General features: G+C 68.9%; 14 protein-coding genes, 1 tRNA gene and 1 pseudogene. 5 read left to right on the top strand and 11 right to left on the bottom strand.

The features are described 5' to 3' along the window. Positions 1-30 precede the first annotated feature (30 nt). From ASG73_RS10320 to ASG73_RS10285, 4 genes are all read left to right on the top strand, one after another. Entirely contained in the window at positions 31-252 is a 222-nt protein-coding gene (locus ASG73_RS10320) for a helix-turn-helix transcriptional regulator (RefSeq protein ID WP_055994200.1), read from the top strand. An 8-nt stretch (positions 253-260) separates the two neighbouring features. Next, complete coding sequence (locus ASG73_RS10315) at positions 261-824, top strand: hypothetical protein (RefSeq protein ID WP_156466241.1); 564 nt, start codon at positions 261-263, stop codon at positions 822-824. A gap of 229 nt (positions 825-1,053) precedes the next feature. After that, a complete protein-coding gene (locus ASG73_RS10310) occupies positions 1,054-2,232 on the top strand; it encodes a hypothetical protein (RefSeq protein ID WP_055994196.1) in 1,179 nt (392 codons plus the stop codon). Positions 2,233-4,811: 2,579 nt separating this feature from the next. After that, complete coding sequence (locus tag ASG73_RS10285) at positions 4,812-5,951, top strand: tyrosine-type recombinase/integrase (RefSeq protein ID WP_055994187.1); 1,140 nt, start codon at positions 4,812-4,814, stop codon at positions 5,949-5,951. 84 nt (positions 5,952-6,035) lie between these two features. Here ASG73_RS10285 and ASG73_RS10280 read toward each other — a convergent pair. The 9 genes and pseudogenes from ASG73_RS10280 to ASG73_RS10245 all read right to left on the bottom strand — a co-directional run bounded on the left by ASG73_RS10280 (position 6,036) and on the right by ASG73_RS10245 (position 12,814). Next, positions 6,036-6,108: transfer RNA gene (locus tag ASG73_RS10280), tRNA-Asn, on the bottom strand. 65 nt (positions 6,109-6,173) lie between these two features. After that, positions 6,174-6,827, bottom strand: coding sequence for a 2OG-Fe(II) oxygenase family protein (locus ASG73_RS10275; protein ID WP_327077487.1), 654 nt, complete (start codon positions 6,825-6,827; stop codon positions 6,174-6,176). Between the two features lie 131 nt (positions 6,828-6,958). Continuing rightward, positions 6,959-7,171, bottom strand: a pseudogene (locus ASG73_RS18560) (2-oxoglutarate and iron-dependent oxygenase domain-containing protein); the annotation flags it as partial. A 114-nt stretch (positions 7,172-7,285) separates the two neighbouring features. Continuing rightward, positions 7,286-7,801: a hypothetical protein gene (locus tag ASG73_RS10270; protein WP_156466240.1), complete on the bottom strand. Its 516-nt coding sequence runs from the start codon at positions 7,799-7,801 to the stop codon at positions 7,286-7,288. Further along, positions 7,798-9,720, bottom strand: a complete 1,923-nt coding sequence (dnaG, locus tag ASG73_RS10265; RefSeq protein ID WP_055994183.1) for a DNA primase — start codon at positions 9,718-9,720, stop codon at positions 7,798-7,800. Before dnaG ends, ASG73_RS10270 begins: the two co-directional genes overlap by 4 nt. Positions 9,721-9,780: 60 nt before the next feature. Then, the gene (locus ASG73_RS10260; RefSeq protein WP_055994181.1) at positions 9,781-10,140 is read right to left on the bottom strand and encodes a hypothetical protein; all 360 of its coding nucleotides are present in this window, start codon (positions 10,138-10,140) and stop codon (positions 9,781-9,783) included. Then, on the bottom strand, positions 10,137-10,406 hold the full coding sequence (locus ASG73_RS10255) for a DUF6406 domain-containing protein (protein WP_055994179.1): 270 nt from the start codon (positions 10,404-10,406) through the stop codon (positions 10,137-10,139). The genes ASG73_RS10260 and ASG73_RS10255 overlap by 4 nt, the downstream gene beginning before the upstream one ends. Before the next feature lie 14 nt (positions 10,407-10,420). Continuing rightward, complete coding sequence (locus ASG73_RS10250; protein ID WP_082567140.1) at positions 10,421-11,482, bottom strand: C2 family cysteine protease; 1,062 nt, start codon at positions 11,480-11,482, stop codon at positions 10,421-10,423. Between the two features lie 102 nt (positions 11,483-11,584). Beyond that, positions 11,585-12,814: a deoxyguanosinetriphosphate triphosphohydrolase gene (locus tag ASG73_RS10245; protein WP_055994175.1), complete on the bottom strand. Its 1,230-nt coding sequence runs from the start codon at positions 12,812-12,814 to the stop codon at positions 11,585-11,587. A gap of 115 nt (positions 12,815-12,929) precedes the next feature. On the opposite strand from ASG73_RS10245, the gene ASG73_RS10240 reads away from it, so the two are divergent. Next, positions 12,930-16,304: a pyruvate carboxylase gene (locus ASG73_RS10240; protein ID WP_055994173.1), complete on the top strand. Its 3,375-nt coding sequence runs from the start codon at positions 12,930-12,932 to the stop codon at positions 16,302-16,304. Between the two features lie 17 nt (positions 16,305-16,321). On the opposite strand, the gene ASG73_RS10235 is transcribed toward ASG73_RS10240, so the two are convergent. Then, positions 16,322-18,553, bottom strand: a complete 2,232-nt coding sequence (locus tag ASG73_RS10235; protein WP_235499410.1) for an alpha/beta hydrolase — start codon at positions 18,551-18,553, stop codon at positions 16,322-16,324. A gap of 14 nt (positions 18,554-18,567) precedes the next feature. After that, positions 18,568-19,686 (bottom strand): class I SAM-dependent methyltransferase, encoded by a 1,119-nt coding sequence (locus ASG73_RS10230; protein ID WP_082567139.1) that lies wholly within the window; start codon positions 19,684-19,686, stop codon positions 18,568-18,570. Positions 19,687-19,811: the final 125 nt, after the last annotated feature.

Genomic DNA, 19,811 nt, shown 5'->3' with positions numbered 1-19,811 from the left:
GCGACGGCTGAACAGACAGGAGCACTAGGTATGAGCATGGACGAGACGACGACAAGCACGGCGGCGCAGGTGTTTATCCGAACCGATGCACTGGCCGAGCGATGGGGCGTAAGCCCGAAGACCTTGGCGAACCTCCGCACTCAAGGGACGGGACCGACGTTCCACCGAGTTGCCGGAGGGTCGATCCGGTACCTCATGGCGGACATCGAGGCGCACGAGCGGGCCGGGCGTACCGAGGCGGTGGCGGTCTGATGTCCAACGTGATTGACGAGACGGGCAATGTCTATGGGCGGCTGACCGTCATTGGACGAGCGGAGAGTGGAAGCAAGAGCGGTGCCCGCTGGCGGTGCCTGTGTGAGTGCGGAATTGAAACGACCGTGATGGGCTGCCATCTCCGGAGCGGCAGCACGTCGTCCTGTGGCTGCTTCCACCGGGAGCGACTCCTGGAGAGCAGCCGGGTAGGCGCACTCAACCCCGCATGGAAGGACGGGAGTGAGGAGCCGGAGGACTTTAGTTATGTCGGCAAGATCTACCTCTATCTCGATGACCGCACCGGGCGATGGGCGGCGAGGGTGAACGTGCGACTCCCAGACGGGAGGAAGACGAACCGAAGCCGGACGGGTGCCACCCCCGAGGAAGCCGAGCAGCGACTGCGGGACGCACTCGACGGGATGGGTCGGACGGTCACTGACGACGACGCTGCCGACGTGGTGGAGGAAGTCCGGGCCGAGCAGTCAACCGGGCATGACCGGCTGGCAGAGCTGCGAGCTGAGCGCGACCTACTGCGGGAAGTCCTCGAACTCCGGGAGCGGGTGGCGTCGTGAGTCAGACACTGCTGACCCCTGAAGAGCAGGCACGACTTAGGGCGACAGGACTGCTAGCAGGGCCACACGAGCGATGGGAGCACCCCTGTGGCGGCTTCCATCTCCAAGCACTCCCCCGCGTGTTCCAACCCGAGCGACGACAGCGCTCAGATCGCATGACCCGCTTTGAAGAGATGAACCGCAAAAGCACGACGACGAGCACGACCCCCTACAGGAAGGCAGTCCGACGATGACTGACATTGCAATGACGACCGAGACCGAGGCTCAGATGATCGGTGAGGAGATGAGCCTTACCGGGCAGATCGCTGCACTCACCGCAGAGCGCTCTCAGAGCCGATCTGAGCGACGCTCACTACCTCGACCCATGGGAGCGCTACAGGCGGCACGAGAGGGCGTCAGGGAGGCACGTAGCAAGGTCTCCCGGCTGGAGCAGGAGCAGGCCGACGCAACGGCAGCACTGGCCTCCCTCAACGCCCGTCTCGACGCCGGGGACGAGACCGTGAGCACCGGAGAGATCGTCTCCGCTGAGAAGGGCATCGACCGAGCGGGACGGTTGCTCAAGCCTGCCACGGCGGACCTTCGCAAGGCGGAGCGAACCCTTGCCCCGCTTGAGTCTGACGAGTACCTTGCAGGGCTCGTGGCCGATGCCCTTGAGAGCGTCACTGACGTCCCCGTAGTGATCCGCAAGAGCGTTGACGACGCTCCCGAGGTTTCCCCCATCGTCGTCGTCTCGCAGGTCTCCCCCACCGAGAACTACGGGACTCTCGACGCTGCCGGAGAGGTTCGCCTGACGTGCATCGAGACAGTGATTGACAGCGACTCACTCACCGATGCGCTGGAAGCCACGGGATCCGAGGTCCGCGTCAGGGGTGACCGGGTCACGTTCGACAAGGCGTGGTGGAACACCCCACGACTGGCGGCACCGAGTCAGCACGCTGTCGCGTCTCTCATGGCGACCTTCGCTAGGGCGTGGCACGGCCAAGTGTCGGGAGCCAAGGAGGTTGAAAACCTGCACGCCCGTGGCTACCAGGCGGCGACCGTCACAGCGCAGGTGACCGGGTTGTTTCGTCGTGGGGACGAGTCCCTCACCGTTAGCGAGGATGGGACGGCTACCGGGAGTGCGTCATTCGTCGTCGCCTCACAACACGAGCGTGGCGAGTGCCTCACGGTGGATCAGTTGCGAGATGAGCTGACCAGCCTTGTCGGCATCTTCCAAGAGACCGTTGGGGCAGTAACCGAGGCCGGGGAGATCGTCTCCCTGACGTTGGGCGAGGTCACCAAGTACGAGGGCGACGCCTACCCGTGGGAGCCCTCGCAGGTCGCGCACTCGTACGGGTCGCCACTGTGGCCGATCTCCGCAAGCGCCACCCTCACGGTGACCTACCGATACGAGCAGGCGGAGGTCTGAGCGTGGGGTACATCGACCCGACGAAGCCGGACACGGACAGCGGCAACCGAGCACAGATCCACCGGGACAAAGCCGAGGCCGACGACCTTGCACGGCAGGTCCTGTTCAGCGGCACGAGCACCTACCGGGGATCACCCAAGGCACTACGGCGGACGGCAGCACGAGCGGGCAAGCCGCTACCGAAGACGACGAAGGGAGACTGATGGATCGGCAGATGGAAGCGCTCCAGAGGATCCGAGCAGAGCACGCACACCGGGCCGATGCCTTGGTCGGGGCGAGCGTCGGAGGAAGGCGCATCGGTGAGGCAGAGGCAGGTCTCTACCCGGTGACGGTTCCGGGGAAGGGCACCACGTTCTGGCGAGCTGTGGAGGTCATCCGGGCGCACGGCGAGGCGAGGCTGAATGGGCTGCCCATCCTCCGGGGCGCGTGAGCGACAGCGGGTTGGGGCGAGCGTGGTCCGAGCGGGTCGAGCGACACCGTGACCTCATCCGCAAGCGTCACGCTCTGTCTCGGGGATCCGTCTTGGCCGCTGCGGTCTCGGCAGAAACCCTCCCACCCACGGGGCAGGCCGGGGCTTGGTATGACGACGTGGCGTACCAGGTGCCGGTCTCGGCTCGGGACGTGGCGCGACAGTTGGCGAGGCTCTGCGGCGATGACAGTCGGGTAGCCGTGTCGTGGCGCTCACTAGAGGACGCGGTCAATGTGCGCGACAGGTTGAACCGGACACGCGCCTATGTCCAACGTGGCGTTGAGTGTCTGGAGCGTGAGGGGTGGCTGTCTCACGAGACCGTTGGGAGCAGGCGCGGAGCGGTGACGACGTTCTACCTCATGCCCGGAGATGCAACTTTCGTCGGGAGGCGTATGGAGGCTCTGGAGGCTGTCGCGTAGGTCGGCTGGGTTGGCTCTCGGGAGTCCCGGAGATCCGGGATCTCGGGTGCCTGCCGACTTATGGGCATAAGAGTAGGACGGCTAAGTGACCCATACATAGTAATAGAAGTTAGAGGTCATGATCGGCGGCTGGAGTTGGACGCTTGCAGGCTGTCGCGTAGGTCGGTCACGACTTATGGCCAGAAGATAAGGACGCTTGCAGTCAGGGTTAGCAGGTAGCAAGTAAAGGCGCTGTAGGGCGGACTCTCGGGCCGGGTTCGCTCAAGGTTCCAAGTCCTCATCCCCATGGCCCACCAGCACGAGGAGCTGCGCACGTCGAAGCAAGGGGCAGCGGAGAAGAGATCTAACCCAAGGTGGACCCTCCGGGTCCCCATGATGCAAGCCGGGTAGCAGGTCGACAGGTTGGATCTGGTGGACCCTCCGGGTCCCCATGATGCAAGCCGGGTAGCAGGTCGACAGGTTGGATCTGGTGGACCCTCCGGGTCCCCATGGTGCTAGCCGGGTAGCAAGTCGACAGGTTCGATCTGGTGGACCCTCCGGGTCCCCATGGTGCTAGCCGGCTAGCAGGTCTCACCGTCTCTCCTCCGCTGCCATCGACCCCTCGGGAGCGCTGCCGTCTTCCAGGCGGCACCCGACCATCACAACACCTACTGAGAGTGAGGTTTCACTATGTCAATCACCATCGAATCCCAGAGGTTCGGGAGGCTAACCGTCGTCCATGAGGTCGCCAAGCGGGGCAACCATCGGATGTGGGAATGCCGTTGCGACTGCGGCAACACGGCCACTGTCCGCTGGAGCGACCTTAAGCGTCGCACGCGGTCGTGTGGCTGCACGGGAGGGCGACCGCCCACGCAGGACGGACTAGATCGCGGCTACCCACGTGCTCATGCACGAGTGCGCACCGCTCGTGGTCCTGCCAGCGAACACCGTTGCATCGACTGCCACGGATGGGCGGACTCATGGTCCTACGTCAGAGGGTGCCCCGGCGAGCGCTACGGGCCAATTACACCGACGAGCACGGACAGTCCGAGCGCTCCCTACTGCGAGCACGCGGAGCACTATCAGCCACGCTGCCGTTCCTGCCACGGGCGGCTGGACGGGGCACGGGGTGTGTCCGTGCGGCAGGTCCGAGCGTGGATGCTCAACCGAATGTAGCGACCCGTTTAGACGCCCAGGAAGGCCCCTCTCACGCGAGCAGGGGCCATCTGGGTGTCCTGGACCTGCGAGCAGACTTGACAGGCTCTCAGATCGTCTGCTACGAGAACCCTTCCCTTGAGGTCCTGCGCAGGTTCCTTATCGACCTGTGGACCTGCGCGGGATCTTTTCTGCTATGACAGGCGGTCCCCGACCTCGCCGGCCGAGGGGTGATACCCCACCCCGGTAGACCAGGCGGACACGCTGACGCAACGTCGAACCAAGTTGACCGATCCCCACAATGAGGCCAGGCTTCGACCTGAAGCCGACCAACCGAGAGACCGGAGCTGACCCATGAACGATCACGAGCCCATCGACTGCACCGACCCGACTTGCCCGCCATGTCTTGACCACGACCGGAGGGAGAGCATCGTTCGACTGGAGATGCTGCTACTCGACGCAGAGGCAGCGAACCCGGACGGTGCATGGGTTGACGACACGTTGACCGTGGGTGCGTTGGACGTTCGCAACCTGCTGGATCTCCAGCGTGGTGCGTGATGAGTCGCAACACGATGCCGCCGTACGAGGTGGACAAGATCGCTGTCTCAGATCACCCGAAGATCGCAGGCAAGTACCGAGCGCGGGCACGCTATCGACGCGAGGACGGCGGGCCGCTGCACGATGTGTACGGCACGGGCAACACCGAGGCCGCTGCACGTCGTGACCTGAAGCGGAACCTTGCCGCCAAGCGCGACACACACCACGGCGGTTCGTCACAGGTGACGACGACGAGCACCGTTGAGCAGGTCGCCACGGTGTGGCTGGAGTCCAAGCGGGCACAGCACCCGGCGCTGAGTGCAACCACCGTCAAGGCGTATGACAAGTGGGTGAGCGCCTACATCCTCGGGACGTCGTACGGGCGTCTGAAGATCGGCCCGGCATCCAATGTGGTCCGGGGTGAGCAGCACCTGCGAGAGGTCGCCAACGGGGCTCACAAGACGTCTCAGCGTGGCGGTGGCGAGGGTGCCATGAGGTCAGCCCGCAAGGTGCTGCACGGGATCATGGACACCGCGCATCGTCACGGTGCCATTGCCAGCCCTACCCGTTTCAAGTTGCAGGGTCGCACCGTTGAGGACGAGCGGAACCACATCGACACTCACAGGGCGTTCACTCGGGACGAGATGCACCAAGTCCAGGCTGAAGCCGATAGCCGTAGCGCCGACGTTGGCGACCTAGTGGCTTTCCTGTCCGCGCTCGGTCCCCGCGTCTCTGAGGCGCTGCACGGGGTGTCGTGGGTGGATGTCGACCTCGACGCGGCCACCGTCGTCATTCGGGGCACCAAGACCAAGAACGCCAAGCGCACCGTGACGATGCCGCCATGGCTCACTGAGCGGCTGAGGGCGCGTGCAGGGCTGCACGGGGTCGAAGGTCTCGTGTTCGGGGTGACCCGGTATGCATCCAAGGCAGGTCAGCCACGGGATCTGTCCAACGTGCTGGAGACGATGCGCTCAGTCCTCGACGCTGCCGGGTGCGATTGGGCAGGTAGCCACACGTTTCGCAGGACGTACGCCACGCTGGCCGACGAGAGCGGCGCAAGCCTTGGACAGATCGCCGCCGTGCTTGGTCAGGACCCCGTGACCACCTCGACGTACATAAAGACTCGCCCCGTTGCTGCTGCCGTGGACGTGTTCGCCTGAGTCCAAAGTGGGGACTAAGTGGGGATCCCCGAAAAACGAAGAAGCCCGGTAAGTCAGTTTTCGTTGACTTACCGGGCTTTCCTGCTCCCCCGACTGGACTCGAACCAGTAACCTGCCGATTAACAGTCGGCTGCTCTGCCAATTGAGCTACAGGGGATCGCGCCGAAGCGCTGCGCCACCATAGCAAGAAGGTGGCCGGGAGACGAAAACGGGGGCTGTGACTCAGTCCTCGGCGCCCACGAGGTCGGCGTGGTGCAGGGCCGCGACGTCGGGGTTTGCCCGCAGACGAGCCTTCAGGAGGTTCTCCCCGTAGCGGCTCCCGATGACATTCGCTGCGTCCTGGGTGACCCCCTTCGCCTCCGCCGCGAGCTGCGGAGGTAGCTGCACGGAGGGCACTGGAGCATCCAGGGCGGGGTTGAAGAAGAAGGGGATCGAGAGCCGCTCGCTCCCCTGCTGCGGCGCGGTGACACGGTGCTGGGTGGCGCGCAGGTAGCCGTCGGTGGCCACCTCCATGAGCTCGCCGATGTTGACGACGAAGCAGTCATCGGTCGGTGGCACATCGATCCACCCGTCATCTGCCTGCACCTGCAGCCCGGCCTTGCCCGGCTCGATGAGCAGCAGCGTGAGGATGCCCGGATCGCTGTGCGCCCCGACGCCTTGGGACCGGTCAGCCGTCCCCGGGTATCGGACGAGCTTGAGCAGGATCGATGCCGGGTCGAAGGTCGAGACGAAGTGATCAGCCGGAGCACCCAGGGCCAGCGCCCACTGCGCCAGCAGCCGGTGGCCGAGCACCTCGAGCCGGTCGATCCAGGCCTGCACGGCCAGGCGCAGCTCGGGTAGCGCCTGGGGCCACTGGTTGGGGCCGTCGAGGCGCATGTAGGGCGGGTCGACGATGCCGCTCTCCTCGCGCTCGGTGCCGACGTCGATCTGCTCTCGATGGTCGACCTGCCCTGGGTCAGCTCACCGTCGAGTCGGGTCCAGCCACGAAAATGCGGGCTACGGGTCATCTCGATCGCTCGCTTGGCCTCGTCGGGCAGGGCGAAGAAGCGGCGTGCCACGTCGAAGAGCTCCTCGATGACCTCGGGCTCGATGTGGTGACGCAGGTGGAAGAAGCCGACCTCGTGGGTGGCCGTGCGCAGCTGCTCGCGGAACCGCGCTGCCGCCTCGGGGCCGGCATCGAGGTCGGCCAGGTCGAGCACGGGCAAGGCTGCGGGGGTCATGTCCTCACCATAGGAAGGGCGGAGCCCGGCAACCAGCCCCGGCCACCCTGCGGACATCACCCCTGCGGACATCACCCCTGCGGACATCAGCTCTGCGACATCAGCTCTGCGGCTTCAGCCCTGCAGACCGATCTGCTCCGCCATGCGGTCCGCGACGATCTCGGTCGCGGCCACCAGGTCGGGGTCATCGGGGTCGCAGCCCCGACCGACGATGGTCTGGGCGAGCATCCGCCCGGACGCGAGATCCTTGCGCAGGACGACCCGGGCGCGCCGCTGGCGGTCGATCGAGACCTCCTCGACGAGCACGATCGTGGCCTGCACCCGCTCCTGGAAGTGGTCGGGTACCGCTCCGGTGTCAGTGAGCGTCCAACGCCCCGCGGGTCCGTGGTCGACCCACGTGACCGACAGCTCGTCGGTCTCCGGGTCCCACCGGCCGCGGTCGACGAGGTGCCAGGGCCGGCCGCCGGCCAGCGCTCCCCCGGGGACGACGAGACGATGGGTCGTGATGACCACGACCTCGTCGCCAGTGGTCGCTGCGGTGGCGAGCACCCGCTCGCCACGCTCGAGCTCGACGCCCTCGGGCACGGGCACCGCGCGGGCGCGCTGCCATCGACTCCACACCGGACTCATTGCAACTCCGTTCGCAGGGAGACGCGCTCACGCTCGAGGCCCTGCAGGGTCAGGGACAGCTCGCGCAGCGCGCTCTGGTCCGAGGACGGGTCGGCTGCCAGCCGGCGCATCTGCGACATCGCGTCGGAGATGCGCCGTCCGATCGCCACCTCCCGCACCCGCACCAGCAGGGAGCGGGTGTAGTGCGGGGGCGGGGCGCCGGTGGACTGGTCGTGGACGACGGGAAGGGGGGCGACCGACAGCTCGGCGACGAGTGGCGCGACGGCCAGCGGCGTCGCCTCGTCGATCCGCGCGTGCCAGGCCGACAGGGTCACCCCCTGATCGAGGGGACCGACCTCGCGGACGGCAGCGAAGACCGCGCGGTGGGCCGGGGCGGCGAAGCCCTCCGGCTCCACCGCGTCGAGGTCCTCCGAGGAAAACATCGAGGGGTGCTGCAGCATCGACTGCAGCAGCTGACGCTCGGCCTTGACGATCGGGTCGCGCAGGTCGGGCGCGGGCACCCCCGAGGCCGCTTCCCCGGCGGTCGGCTCGGGCGTCTCGGGGTTGGCGCGGGAGTCGCCCTGGGAATCGGCGCGGGCCTGGATTCGGCCGGCACGGGTCACCGCGTCACGCATCTGCTCGACCTCGACACCGACCCAGCCGGCGACCGTGCGCACGTACTCGGGGCGCAGGGAGGAGTCGCGGATGCTGTTGATGATCGGCGCGACGGCGCCCATCCCCCGCACCCGACCCTCGGCCGTCTGCAGGTCGAAGCGGGCCAGCGTCGTGCGCACCGCGAACTCGAACATCGGCACCGCGTCCTCGACGAGGTCGCGGACTGCGGCGTCGCCCTCGCGCAGCCGCAGGTCGCAGGGGTCCATGCCGTCCTTGGCCACGGCGACGAAGCTCTGGCTGGCCCACTTGTCGTCCTGGGCATAGGCCTTCATCGCCGCGCCCTGACCGGCCTTGTCCCCGTCGAAGGTGAAGATCACCTTGGCCGGCGCGAGATCGGCCTCGTCACGCACGATGCGGCGGATGACCTTGATGTGGTCCTCGCCGAAGGAGGTGCCGCAGGTGGCCACCGCGCCCTGGACCCCGGCCAGGTGCGCGGCCATGACGTCGGTGTAGCCCTCGACGACGACGACCTGGCGCTCGTCGCGGATCGACTTCTTGGCCAGGTCGAGCCCGTAGAGGACCGTCGACTTCTTGTAGATCGGGGTCTCGGTGGTGTTGAGGTACTTGGCGCCGATCCGGTCGTTGTCCCACAGGTGTCGGGCACCGAAGCCGATGGTGTCGCCGGTGATGTCGCGGATCGGCCAGATGAGGCGCCCGCGGAAGCGGTCGTACAGGCCTCGCGACCCGCGGCCGCACAGCCCGCCGATCGTCAGCTCGTCGTCGGTGAAGCCCTTGCCGCGCAGGTACCGGGCCAGCTCCTCCCCCGACCGTGGGGCATAGCCGATGCCGAAGAGCTTGGCCTCGGGCGAGGCGAAGCCCCTCTCCCGCAGGAAGTCCCGGCCGATCCGCGCCTCAGGTGTCTCGAGCAACCGCGAGTGGTAGAACTCGGCGGCAGCGCGGTGTGCCTCGATGAGGCGTGACCGCTTGCCGAGCCCGACCCCGTCACGGGGGCCACCCCCTTCGTCGTAGCGCAGCTCCATGCCGAGCTTGCCCGCGAGGCGCTCCACGGACTCGGCGAAGGTGAGGTGGTCCAGCTTTTGCACGAAGGAGATGACGTCGCCGCCCTCGCCACAGCCGAAGCAGTGGTAGGCCCCGACGGTCTCGCGGACGGTGAAGCTCGGCGTCTTCTCGTCGTGGAAGGGGCACAACCCCTTCATCGAGCCGATGCCCGCCGGACGCAGGCTCACGTGCTCACGGACGACATCGGTGATCGAGGAGCGCTCCTTGACCGCCTGCACGTCCTCTGCGCGGATCCGTCCCGCCACTGGTCACCTCCACGCTCGACCCGACTGGTGCCGAGTCTAGGTGCCGCCGGTGACTGCCCGTCAGCCGTCCGCCGGAACCACCATGACGCGCCCGCCCATGCCGCCGGGCTGGTCGCCGTCACCCTCGGACCAGACCGCCTCGACCCGGAAGGACGCGTCGCCGATCGTCACGTCCGCGCCCTCGGTCACGTCGGTCTCGGTCGCGGGGCCCTGGGCCGTCACGGAGAGGGTCGCCGAGTCACCGTCGACCGAGGTCGCGACCACCTGGACCCCCTCGATGCTCGACGGCTGGTTCTCCGACAGGACGACCGCCCCAGCAGGTGTCGAGTCCGGAGCCCCCGACTCGCCCCCGCATCCCGCCAGCAGCAGCGTCGTGAGCACCGAGGCGACCGCGGCGGCGCGGTGCCGTGCGGCGATCACGCCGGCTCCTGCACGAGAGCGAGGGTCAACCGTCCAGCGGCACGCCCGGGGGGTCCGTCGTGGCCGCCGCCGGTGATCGCCTCGACCCGCGCCTGCCGGTCCCCGACCGGGACGGTGTCCCCGACGGTGACCTGGTGCCTGACCGCGCTCTCGCCGGTGGCCTCGACGTACAGGGTCGCGAGGTTGCCCCGCACATTCGCCGCCACCAGACGCAGGCCCCATACGGGCGTCGGGATGTTCTGCTGCAGCGTGATCGTCTCGTCCACCTGTGCTCCTTGGTTCACTTGGTCGTCCCGACGTCGAGGCGGGCGAAGCGCTCCTCGAACTCGGCGTGGCTCATCGTGATGGGCGGGTAGCCCGCGCCCCACGGGTTCTGGACGGTCACCTCGCCGGTGTCCGGGTCGACATCCGTGACCGTGTAGGCGTGGTTGCTCACGAGCTCCCCGTCCGAGGACTTCTCACCGTCGCCGTTGGTCGACGCGACCATGACGCCGCCGTCCTCGAGCTGGTCGTGCATCGACGCGGCGTCCGGGAAGTCCTTGTCGTCCCACGGCAGGAGGCCCTCGTCGTAGGTCTGCACGTCGTTGCCGGTCATCGCCTCGATGGCCTTGGCCGGCCAGTCGCCGTCGAGGTCGTGGTAGTCCCCACCGAACTCCTGCGCCATGGCCTTCTCGAAGAGCAGCGGCCACAGCTCACGGTCGCTGGTGTCGTTGTTGGCGTAGACCGGCTCGCCGTCCGGTCCGACAGGCACCTCGCCGGTCACGGTGACGACCACCGGCTCGCCGTCGCGGTACAGGGTGACGTCGTAGGTGCCGTCGCCGTTGTCCGTGATGTTGTCCTCGAGCATCTCGGCGCCCTCGGGCGTCCCCGCGATACCCCGCATGGAGCTGATCAGCCAGCAGTCACCCAGGGCGCCCTGCTTGACGTCGTCGGGCTCGACCCCGTCCTCGTCCACCAGCGGCCCGTCGAGGTCCTGGTAGGTGGAGTCGCCCTTCTGGTCGTCGGTGATGTCCGGGTTGCCGGAGCCCACGCCATCGCCACCACCCCCGCCGCCACGGGCCGGGGCACCGGACCCCGATGACCCCTCGTGCTGATCGTCCGCCTGCGCGATGAGCGCGGCGCCGAAGGTGTGCAGACTCTGCGCCGCCTCCTGGCACCGCCGTCCGGCGACCTCCCAGTCACCGACGAAGCGCTCGGAGTCCCCGCCCTCCCAGGCACCCACGAGCGTGGACAACGACTGGTGGCCGGTTTGGGCGACGGTGGTGATGCGCTCCGCCTCGGTCTGCAGCCGCCGCGCGATGTCGCGGATGCGCGCGACGTCCATGCCCTCCGACACGCTCATGTGCTCCCCCTGGATCAGCCTCGGCGGGCCGGCCGGCCCCTGCGACCCAAGGTAGTGCGGGCGCCTCGCGAGCGCAGTGGGGAGGACTCCCCCGCCTGCGACTCAGCAGTGCGCGGAGTGCAGGGCCAGCGCCCGCACGTCGGTCAGCCCCGCGACCTGGTCGACGACGACCCGCAGCCGGGCTGCATCGTCGCCGGCCGCCGCGAGGTCGTACCTGAGGTCGGCGTCGAGCCGCCCCTCGGGGTCGGCCGCGAACCACCGGACCAGGTCGGCGACCACCTGACGCTGGTAGAGGTACTCGTCGTCCCGTTCCCCGGAGAACATGACGAAGTGAGCGGCGACCGCCTTGAGGACAGCGACCTCCGCGAGGGAGTCGTCCGGCACGACGAGCCGGGCCTCGTAGCGGCCCAGGTCACCGGGGCCGTGGACGGCCCGGGTGGCCTCCTCCGCGGCGTGGACGAAGCGTCCGATGATCCGCGAGGTCATGTCCTTCAGGCCGGCGAGCGCCGCGCGGGAGCCGTCGTAGGAGTCGGGCACCGCGCCCGTGGCGAGGATCCGCTCGAGCCCCTCGCCCACCGCGTCACGGCCGAGGTCGGCGGCGAAGAAGCGCACCGCCATGTCGAGGACCGCGTCCGTCTCGTGCGCGTCGCGCAGCTGCCGCAGCTCCAGCCGCCCGGAGGCGATCGCGTCCTCGACGTCGTGCACGGAGTAGGCCACGTCGTCGGACCAGTCCATGACATCGGCCTCGAGGCAGCGGACGAAGCCGCCGGGGCCCCCTTCGCGCATCCAGTCGAAGACCTGGAGGTCATCCTCGTAGGCGCCGAACTTCGGTGTGGGAGAAGGTCCCTGCCCTCGCCGCCACGGATACTTGGTGGCCGCGTCGAGACTGGCCCGCGTGAGGTTGAGCCCAGCCGGGCGGCCGTCGGGATGCACCCGCTTGGGCTCGAGCCGGGTGAGGATGCGCAGCGTCTGCGCATTGCCCTCGAAGCCACCGATGGCGTCCGCGACCTCGTTGAGCGCGGTCTCGCCGTTGTGGCCGAAGGGGGGATGCCCCAGGTCGTGCGCGAGGCAGGCCACCTCCACGACGTCCGCCCGACACCCGAGGGCGCCACCGAACTCGCGGCCGATCTGGGCGACCTCGAGGCTGTGGGTCAGGCGGTTGCGCACGAAGTCGTCACTGCCGGGACCGAGCACCTGCGTCTTTGCCGACAACCGCCGTAGGGCCGCCGAGTGGATGAGGCGTCCACGGTCGCGCGCGAAGTCGTCCCGGTCGGCACGCTTGTGCACGGGGTCCTCGGAGACCCACCGCTCACGGTCGCTCAGGTTGCTCACGCTCGGGAGCCTATGCCCGTTCTCGTGCCCGTTCTCGCGGACGGAACCGGATCCCCCTTCGGCCGTGTGGCCCGCTACGTTCGGGACGAGACCGCCCTCACACCCCGGAGGCACCATGTTCCGCAAGATCCTCGTCGCCAACCGAGGCGAGATCGCCATCCGCGCCTTCCGCGCGGCCACCGAGCTCGACGCCACGACCGTCGCCGTCTACCCGCTGGAGGACCGGCTGTCAGAGCACCGGATGAAGGCCGACGAGGCCTACCTCATCGGCGACGAGGGCCACCCGGTCCGGGCCTACCTCGATCCCGAGGACATCGTGCGCGTGGCCCTCGAGGCCGACGTCGACGCGATCTACCCCGGCTACGGCTTCCTGTCGGAGAACCCGCAGCTCGCCGAGGAGTGCGCCGCCCACGGCATCACCTTCATCGGCCCGCCGGCGCAGGTCCTCGAGCTCACCGGCAACAAGGCCCGGGCCATCGCTGCGGCCAAGGCAGCCGGCCTGCCCACCCTCGGCGGGTCCGATGCGACGAGTGACCTCGACGTCCTCGAGAAGGCCGCCGAGGAGGCGGGCTTCCCGATCTTCGTCAAGGCCGTGAGCGGCGGCGGCGGGCGCGGCATGCGCCGGGTCGCCCGTCGCGAGGACCTGCGCGAGGCCCTCGAGGCCGCTCAGCGCGAGGCCGAGTCCGCCTTCGGCGACCCGACCATGTACCTCGAGGAGGCCGTGATCAACCCGCGGCACATCGAGGTCCAGGTCGTCGGCGACTCCAGCGGTGAGGTGCTGCACTTCTTCGAGCGCGACTGCTCCGTGCAGCGCCGCCACCAGAAGGTCGTCGAGATCGCCCCCGCGCCCAACCTCGACCCCGACCTGCGCGAGCGCATGTGCGCGGACGCGGTGAAGTTCGCGAAGTCGATCAGCTACGTCAACGCCGGCACCGTCGAGTTCCTCCTCGGCGAGGACGGCCGCTATGTCTTCATCGAGATGAACCCGCGCATCCAGGTCGAGCACACCGTGACCGAGGAGGTCACCGAGGTCGACCTCGTCGTCATGCAGATGCAGATCGCCTCCGGGGCCACGCTCGCCGAGCTCGGCCACCGGCAGGAGGACATCAGCACCCACGGCTTCGCGCTCCAGTGCCGCATCACCACCGAGGACCCGGCCAACGGCTTCCGCCCGGACTCCGGCACGATCTCGGCCTACCGCTCGGCGGGCGGCTCCGGCGTGCGCCTCGACGGCGGCACCACCTTCGTCGGCGCCGAGGTGAGCGCCCACTTCGACTCGATGCTCGTCAAGCTCACCTGTCGCGCCGCGACCTTCCCCCTGGCCGTGCGCCGCGCCCGCCGGGCCCTGGCCGAGTTCCGGGTCCGTGGGGTGGCGACCAACCTCCCCTTCCTCGAGGGTGTGCTGAGCGACCCGGCCTTCCAGGCCGGCAAGGTCACCACGAGCTTCATCGACGAGCGTCCCCAGCTGCTCGATGCGCCGACGGGCAAGGACCGGGCGACCAAGCTGCTGGCCTACCTCGCGGACGTCACCGTCAACCAGCCGCACGGCCCGCGCACGAGCGACGTGCAGCCGCGCACCAAGCTGCCGCAGCTGCCCGAGGGCGAGCGGCCCGAAGGGAGCCGGGACCGGCTCCTGCGACTCGGCCCGGCCGGGTTCGCCGCCGACCTGCGTCAGCGCACCGACGTCCCGGTGACGGACACGACCTTCCGCGACGCGCACCAGTCCCTGCTCGCCACCCGGGTGCGCACCCGGGACCTCCTCGAGGTGGCCGAGCACGTCTCGCGGCTCACCCCGCAGCTGCTCTCCGTCGAGGCCTGGGGTGGTGCGACCTATGACGTCGCCCTGCGCTTCCTCCACGAGGACCCGTGGGAGCGCCTGGCGGCTCTCCACGAGGCGATGCCAAATGTCGCCCTGCAGATGCTGCTGCGCGGGCGCAACACTGTCGGGTACACGCCCTACCCGACGACCGTCACCGATGCCTTCGTCGCCGAGGCTGCTCGCAGCGGTCTGTCGATCTTCCGCATCTTCGACTCGCTCAACGACGTCAGCCAGATGCGCCCGGCCGTCGAGTCGGTCCTCGCGACCGACACCGCGGTCGCCGAGGTGGCGCTGTGCTACACCGGCAACCTGCTCGACCCCGGCGAAAAGCTGTACACGCTCGACTACTACCTGCGCCTCGCCGAGCAGATCGTCGAGACCGGCGCCCACGTCCTCGCGATCAAGGACATGGCCGGGCTGCTGCGGGCACCTGCTGCCGGCAAGCTCGTGCGCGCCCTGCGCGAGCGCTTCGACCTGCCGATCCACCTGCACACGCACGACACCGCCGGCGGCCAGATCGGGACCCTCCTCGCGGCGATCGACGCCGGCGTCGACGCGGTCGATGCCGCGAGCGCCACGATGGCCGGGACCACCTCACAGCCGTCGCTGTCCGCGCTCGTCGGAGCCACCGACGGGACGGACCGCCCGACCGGCCTGGACATCGAGCAGGTCTTCGCCCTCGAGCCCTACTGGGAGGGAGTGCGCCGCCTCTATGCACCCTTCGAGTCCGGGCTGGCCTCCCCCACCGGCCGTGTCTACCGGCACGAGATCCCCGGCGGTCAGCTGTCCAACCTGCGTCAGCAGGCGATCGCCCTCGGTCTCGGCGAGCGCTTCGAGGAGGTCGAGGACATGTACGCCGCGGCCAACTCGATGCTCGGCAACATCGTCAAGGTCACGCCGAGCAGCAAGGTGGTCGGCGACCTCGCCCTGTCCCTCGTGGGGCTGGGTGCCGACCCGGCGGAGTTCGAGTCCGACCCGGCGCGCTTCGACATCCCGGACTCGGTGATCGGCTTCCTGCGCGGCGACCTCGGCGACCCGCCCGGTGGCTGGCCGGAGCCCTTCCGCACCAAGGCCCTGGAGGGTCGGCGCGAGCAGCCCCCGACGGCCGACCTCACGCCCGAGCAGGAGCAGGCACTGCGGGATGCTCCACGTGAGACGCTCAACGAGCTGCTCTTCCCCGGCCCGACGCAGGAGATGCGTACTGCCCGTGCGTCCTTCGGCGACACCTCGGTGCTCGACACCGGGCTCTTCCTCCACGGGCTGGAGCAGGGCGAGGACCACGAGGTCGAGATCGAGCCGGGCAAGACGCTCACCATCGGGCTGAGCTCGGTGAGCGAGCCCGACGAGCTGGGCATGCGCACCGTCATGGGCACCGTCAACGGCCAGCTGCGCCCGGTGCAGGTGCGCGACCGCACGGTGGACGCCGAGGTCGTCGCGGCGGAGAAGGCCGACCCGGGCACTGCCGGCCACGTGGCTGCCCCCTTCGCGGGCGTCGTCACGCTGCAGGTCGAGGAGGGCGCCGAGGTCGGGGCCGGAGACACCGTCGCGACCATCGAGGCGATGAAGATGGAGGCCTCCATCACCACCCCGCAGGCCGGCACCGTCAGGCGGCTGGCGATCGGTGGTCGCCAGCAGGTCGAAGGGGGGGACCTGCTGGTCGTCGTGGGGTGACCTCGACGACCCCGCGATCAGAGCAATGTCGCCAGCATCGACGCGGCACGTGCCGCACCGTCCGTCTCGACGTCGAGGCCGCGCGTCCCGCGACCGAGCTCCTCGACCATGGCAGCGACGAGCGCATCGGGGTCACACGCCTCGGCATACTCCATGCAGGTGCCGGCCCCATAGCGTTCCAGCCGGTGACGCACGTGCACGTTCTGCTCGAAGTGGTGCTGGAGTGGCACATAGATGAAGGGCCGGTGCGAGGCTGCCAGCTCCATGCACGTGGTGAGACCGCCCTGCACCACCGCGAGGTCGCATGCCGCGAGCTGCTGGTACAGGTCGGGCACGTACCCGCGACAGCTGACGCCCCTGCGACGGGGCAAGGTGGCCGGGTCGATCCGCGGCCCGGTCACCACGAGGAAGTGCAGTCCGGGGATGCGTTGCCTGGCCAGCGGCACTGCGTCCATGACCTTGCGCAGCAGTGACTCGCCGACACCAGAGCCTCCGACAGTGACCACACAGAGCAGCTCGTCGTCGTGACACCCCAGCCGTCGCCGGACCGCGGCCCGCTCGACATCGGTCGGCGGGACGAAGCCGGTGACATAGCCGGCGAAGTCGAAGTTCGCCTCGGTCCACTCGCGGATGTTGGGCAGGCCCGGTCCGAACGGGAGGTCGACCACGTCGTCGGGTGTTCCGACGAAGACCGAAGCGTCGCGCACCCTGCGATAACGAGCCCGTTGCTCGATCATCTCGGCGTTGTAGTCCGCTGTGAGCGCGACCTCGCGCTCCCCTCCGTCAGGCATCGGCACCCAGCCGACGAAGTCGGTCATCCAGGCGAAGGCGAACCTCTTCAGCTCGGGGTTCTCGTGCAGGAAGTAGTCGACATCCCATGCCTCGTCAGCCACGACCAGGTCATAGCACCCCTCCTTGACGACATCGGCGAAGACCATGAAGTTGTTGACCATGATCTCGTCCATCCGACGGATCGCCCGGAAGGCGTGCAGGTCGTGATCGGCCGACTCGTCCTCGATGTGGGTCGACTCGTTGGCCAACCAGCTCGAGGCCGGATGCACCCGCTCGCCGGCGTCCTCCAGCACCCGGGTGACGGGGTGCTGGGTCAGCCAGTCGATCTCCAGGTCCGGGTGGGACCGGCGCAGCTCGGTCGCCACTGCCATGTCGCGCCGGCAGTGCCCGAGTCCGATGGGTGAGGAGAGATAGAGGACCTTCCGCCGGCGCTGCTGTGCCCGGGTCCAGGTCCGGTGCAGCGGGGACGAGTCGGTGCTGGTGTCCTGTGCGAAGTCCTTGATCAGCTGGTTGATCCGGACGGGCTCTCGCGCCGGCAGCCCGTGCCCGCCGCCGTTGACCAGGACGAGGTCACCGCCGGTCAGATCCGCGAGACGCTCCCCCACTGTCGAGGGCCGCACCGCGTCCTCGCTGCCGTGCACGACGAGGACCGGGCACCGGACCTGTGCGCACAGTGGCTCCAGGGGGACCGTGACCGCCCCGTCCAGACCAAGCCGGCCGGCTGTCGTGTCGACGAGCGTCTGGGGGCTGATCTGGTGCGCCCACCGCACGATGTCCTCGATCTGCTTGGTCGAGTGCAGCTCGGTGAACATCTGGTGGGCGAAGAAGTCGATGAAGTCGTCGTAACCACCGCCCAGCCAGTAGCCACGGTTGTACTTGGCCCAGCCCTGCGTCGTGTCCAGCCGGGCCTCCCACCCGTAGTGCTCCCGGGCAGGAGCGGCCACCTTCAGGCCGCAGGACGGCCCGATGGCAACGACCCCCTGCACGCGCTCGGGGTGGGTGACCGCCAGGTGGATCGCCCAGGCGGCGCCGCACGAGTACCCCACGACGACGGCCCGGTCGGTCTCCGTGGCATCGAGGACCGCCGCCGCGTCGGCGGCATACTGCTCGTCGGCGTAGGCCGCTCCACCAACGGGCCGGTCCGCGCCACCGCTGCCACGCCCGTCAAAGGTCACGACACGCAGATGCCTGGACAGGTACGGGATCTGAGCCTTCCACCAGCGTGAGGGGACGAGTGACCACGTCGGCAGGAGCAGGACGCTCACGTCGCCACTGCCGTGCACGGCATAGGGGATCCGCACGCCATCGCGGACGACGGCCCCGGTGGTGTGGGGTGGGCAGCATGTCGTCGGCTCCTCCCCCGGGACAGGGAGCGGGACCCGAAGGGGGGCGGCGCTGGAGCGCACTGCGCGGGCGCGACTCATCACGAACTCACTCTCCTCCGGGTCGTCGACCATGACCAGACCCGCGGTCAGGGTCGGATCTCCAGCACCCGGTTGAACGGCGTCTCGGCGACGGATGCGAACCGGGTGAACCCGCCCGCCGTGGCGACGTCCCGGATGCGGGCCGGCCCTGCCTGCGTCCCGAGGGCCAAGCCGACATCCTGGGAGAGCGACGCCGGCGTGCACAGCAGGGTGGAGAAGCCGTAGTACGCACGGCCGACCGGGTTGAGGTTGTCCTCGACGTGGTCGCCGGCCATGGGTTCCACGACCATCCAGGTGCCGTCTGGGGCCAGCGCCGCTCGGACCTGCTCGGCTGCGCCGACGGGGTCTCCCATGTCGTGCAGGCAATCGAACATCGTCACCAGGTCGAAGCCTTCCCTCGGCATGTCGTCGGCGGACGCGATCTCGAAGGTCACCCGGTCGCTCACGCCGGCATCGACCGCGCGTCGTCGTGCTGTGGCGATGGACTCGGGGTGGTAGTCGTAGCCGATGAAGCGTGACTGCGGGAAGGCCTGCGCCATGAGGACGGTCGAGGCGCCGTGCCCGCACCCCACGTCGGCCACGAGTGCGCCCGCCTGCAGCTTGCCCACGACCCCGTCGAGGGCCGGCAGCCACTCGGCCACCAGAGCGGCGTTGTAGCTGGGCCGGAAGAAGCGCTCGCAGCCGTCGTGGACATCGGTGACGTGCTCGTGCCAGCCGAAGCCCCCACCGTTGCGGGCGGCGTCCAGCACGTGGTCCATGTCGTGCACCGTCCCCAGGGCGAGCTGGAACAACCCGGGCAGGAAGGCCGGGCTGTCCTCCTCGGTGAGCGCGATGGCCTGCTCGGGGGGAAGTGTGTAGCGCGTGGTCGCCGGGTCGTAGGTGAGGTACTGCCCTGCGGCCTGGGCGTTGAGCCACTCGCGGGCATAGGGCTCGGCGGTGCCGGTGCGCTCCGCCAGCTCGGCAGGAGTGGTCGGTCCGTGGGCGGCCAGGTCTCGGTAGTACCCCAGCTTGTCGCCGAGGACCACGAGGGCGGCGTTGAGGGTCGCACCGACCTCGTCGACCGCGCGGAAGACGAAGGACATCAGGACGTCCATGTCCACCTGCGGCTCGGTAGGGCCTGGGTCCGCCGTCACGGTGGGTGCGTGGTTGCTCGTGTCAGTGCTCATCGCAGGCTCCTGGGTTGTGGTGGATCCCTGAAAAGTAGGCCGGGCCCACCTCCTACCGCGTCCGGTGCCCCACCTAGTCCGTGTCCGGTCCGCGCCCTCGGGCCCCGAGAGCGGGGCCGCGGGAC

The organism is Janibacter sp. Soil728 (genome assembly GCF_001428305.1).
In the GTDB taxonomy this organism is placed as follows: domain Bacteria; phylum Actinomycetota; class Actinomycetes; order Actinomycetales; family Dermatophilaceae; genus Janibacter.
This window is presented reverse-complemented; position numbering and strand designations above follow the sequence as displayed.

What these genes read in the sequence shown, in the direction of transcription:
- ASG73_RS10240 (WP_055994173.1), top strand. Translation starts at nt 12,930, where the DNA reads ATGTTCCGCAAGATCCTCGTCGCCAACCGAGGCGAGATCGCCATCCGC.
- ASG73_RS10235 (WP_235499410.1), bottom strand. Translation starts at nt 18,553, where the DNA reads ATGGTCGACGACCCGGAGGAGAGTGAGTTCGTGATGAGTCGCGCCCGC.
- ASG73_RS10320 (WP_055994200.1), top strand. Translation starts at nt 31, where the DNA reads ATGAGCATGGACGAGACGACGACAAGCACGGCGGCGCAGGTGTTTATC.
- ASG73_RS10230 (WP_082567139.1), bottom strand. Translation starts at nt 19,686, where the DNA reads ATGAGCACTGACACGAGCAACCACGCACCCACCGTGACGGCGGACCCA.
- ASG73_RS10270 (WP_156466240.1), bottom strand. Translation starts at nt 7,801, where the DNA reads ATGAGTCCGGTGTGGAGTCGATGGCAGCGCGCCCGCGCGGTGCCCGTG.
- ASG73_RS10275 (WP_327077487.1), bottom strand. Translation starts at nt 6,827, where the DNA reads ATGCGCCTCGACGGCCCCAACCAGTGGCCCCAGGCGCTACCCGAGCTG.
- ASG73_RS10250 (WP_082567140.1), bottom strand. Translation starts at nt 11,482, where the DNA reads ATGAGCGTGTCGGAGGGCATGGACGTCGCGCGCATCCGCGACATCGCG.
- ASG73_RS10310 (WP_055994196.1), top strand. Translation starts at nt 1,054, where the DNA reads ATGACTGACATTGCAATGACGACCGAGACCGAGGCTCAGATGATCGGT.
- ASG73_RS10285 (WP_055994187.1), top strand. Translation starts at nt 4,812, where the DNA reads ATGAGTCGCAACACGATGCCGCCGTACGAGGTGGACAAGATCGCTGTC.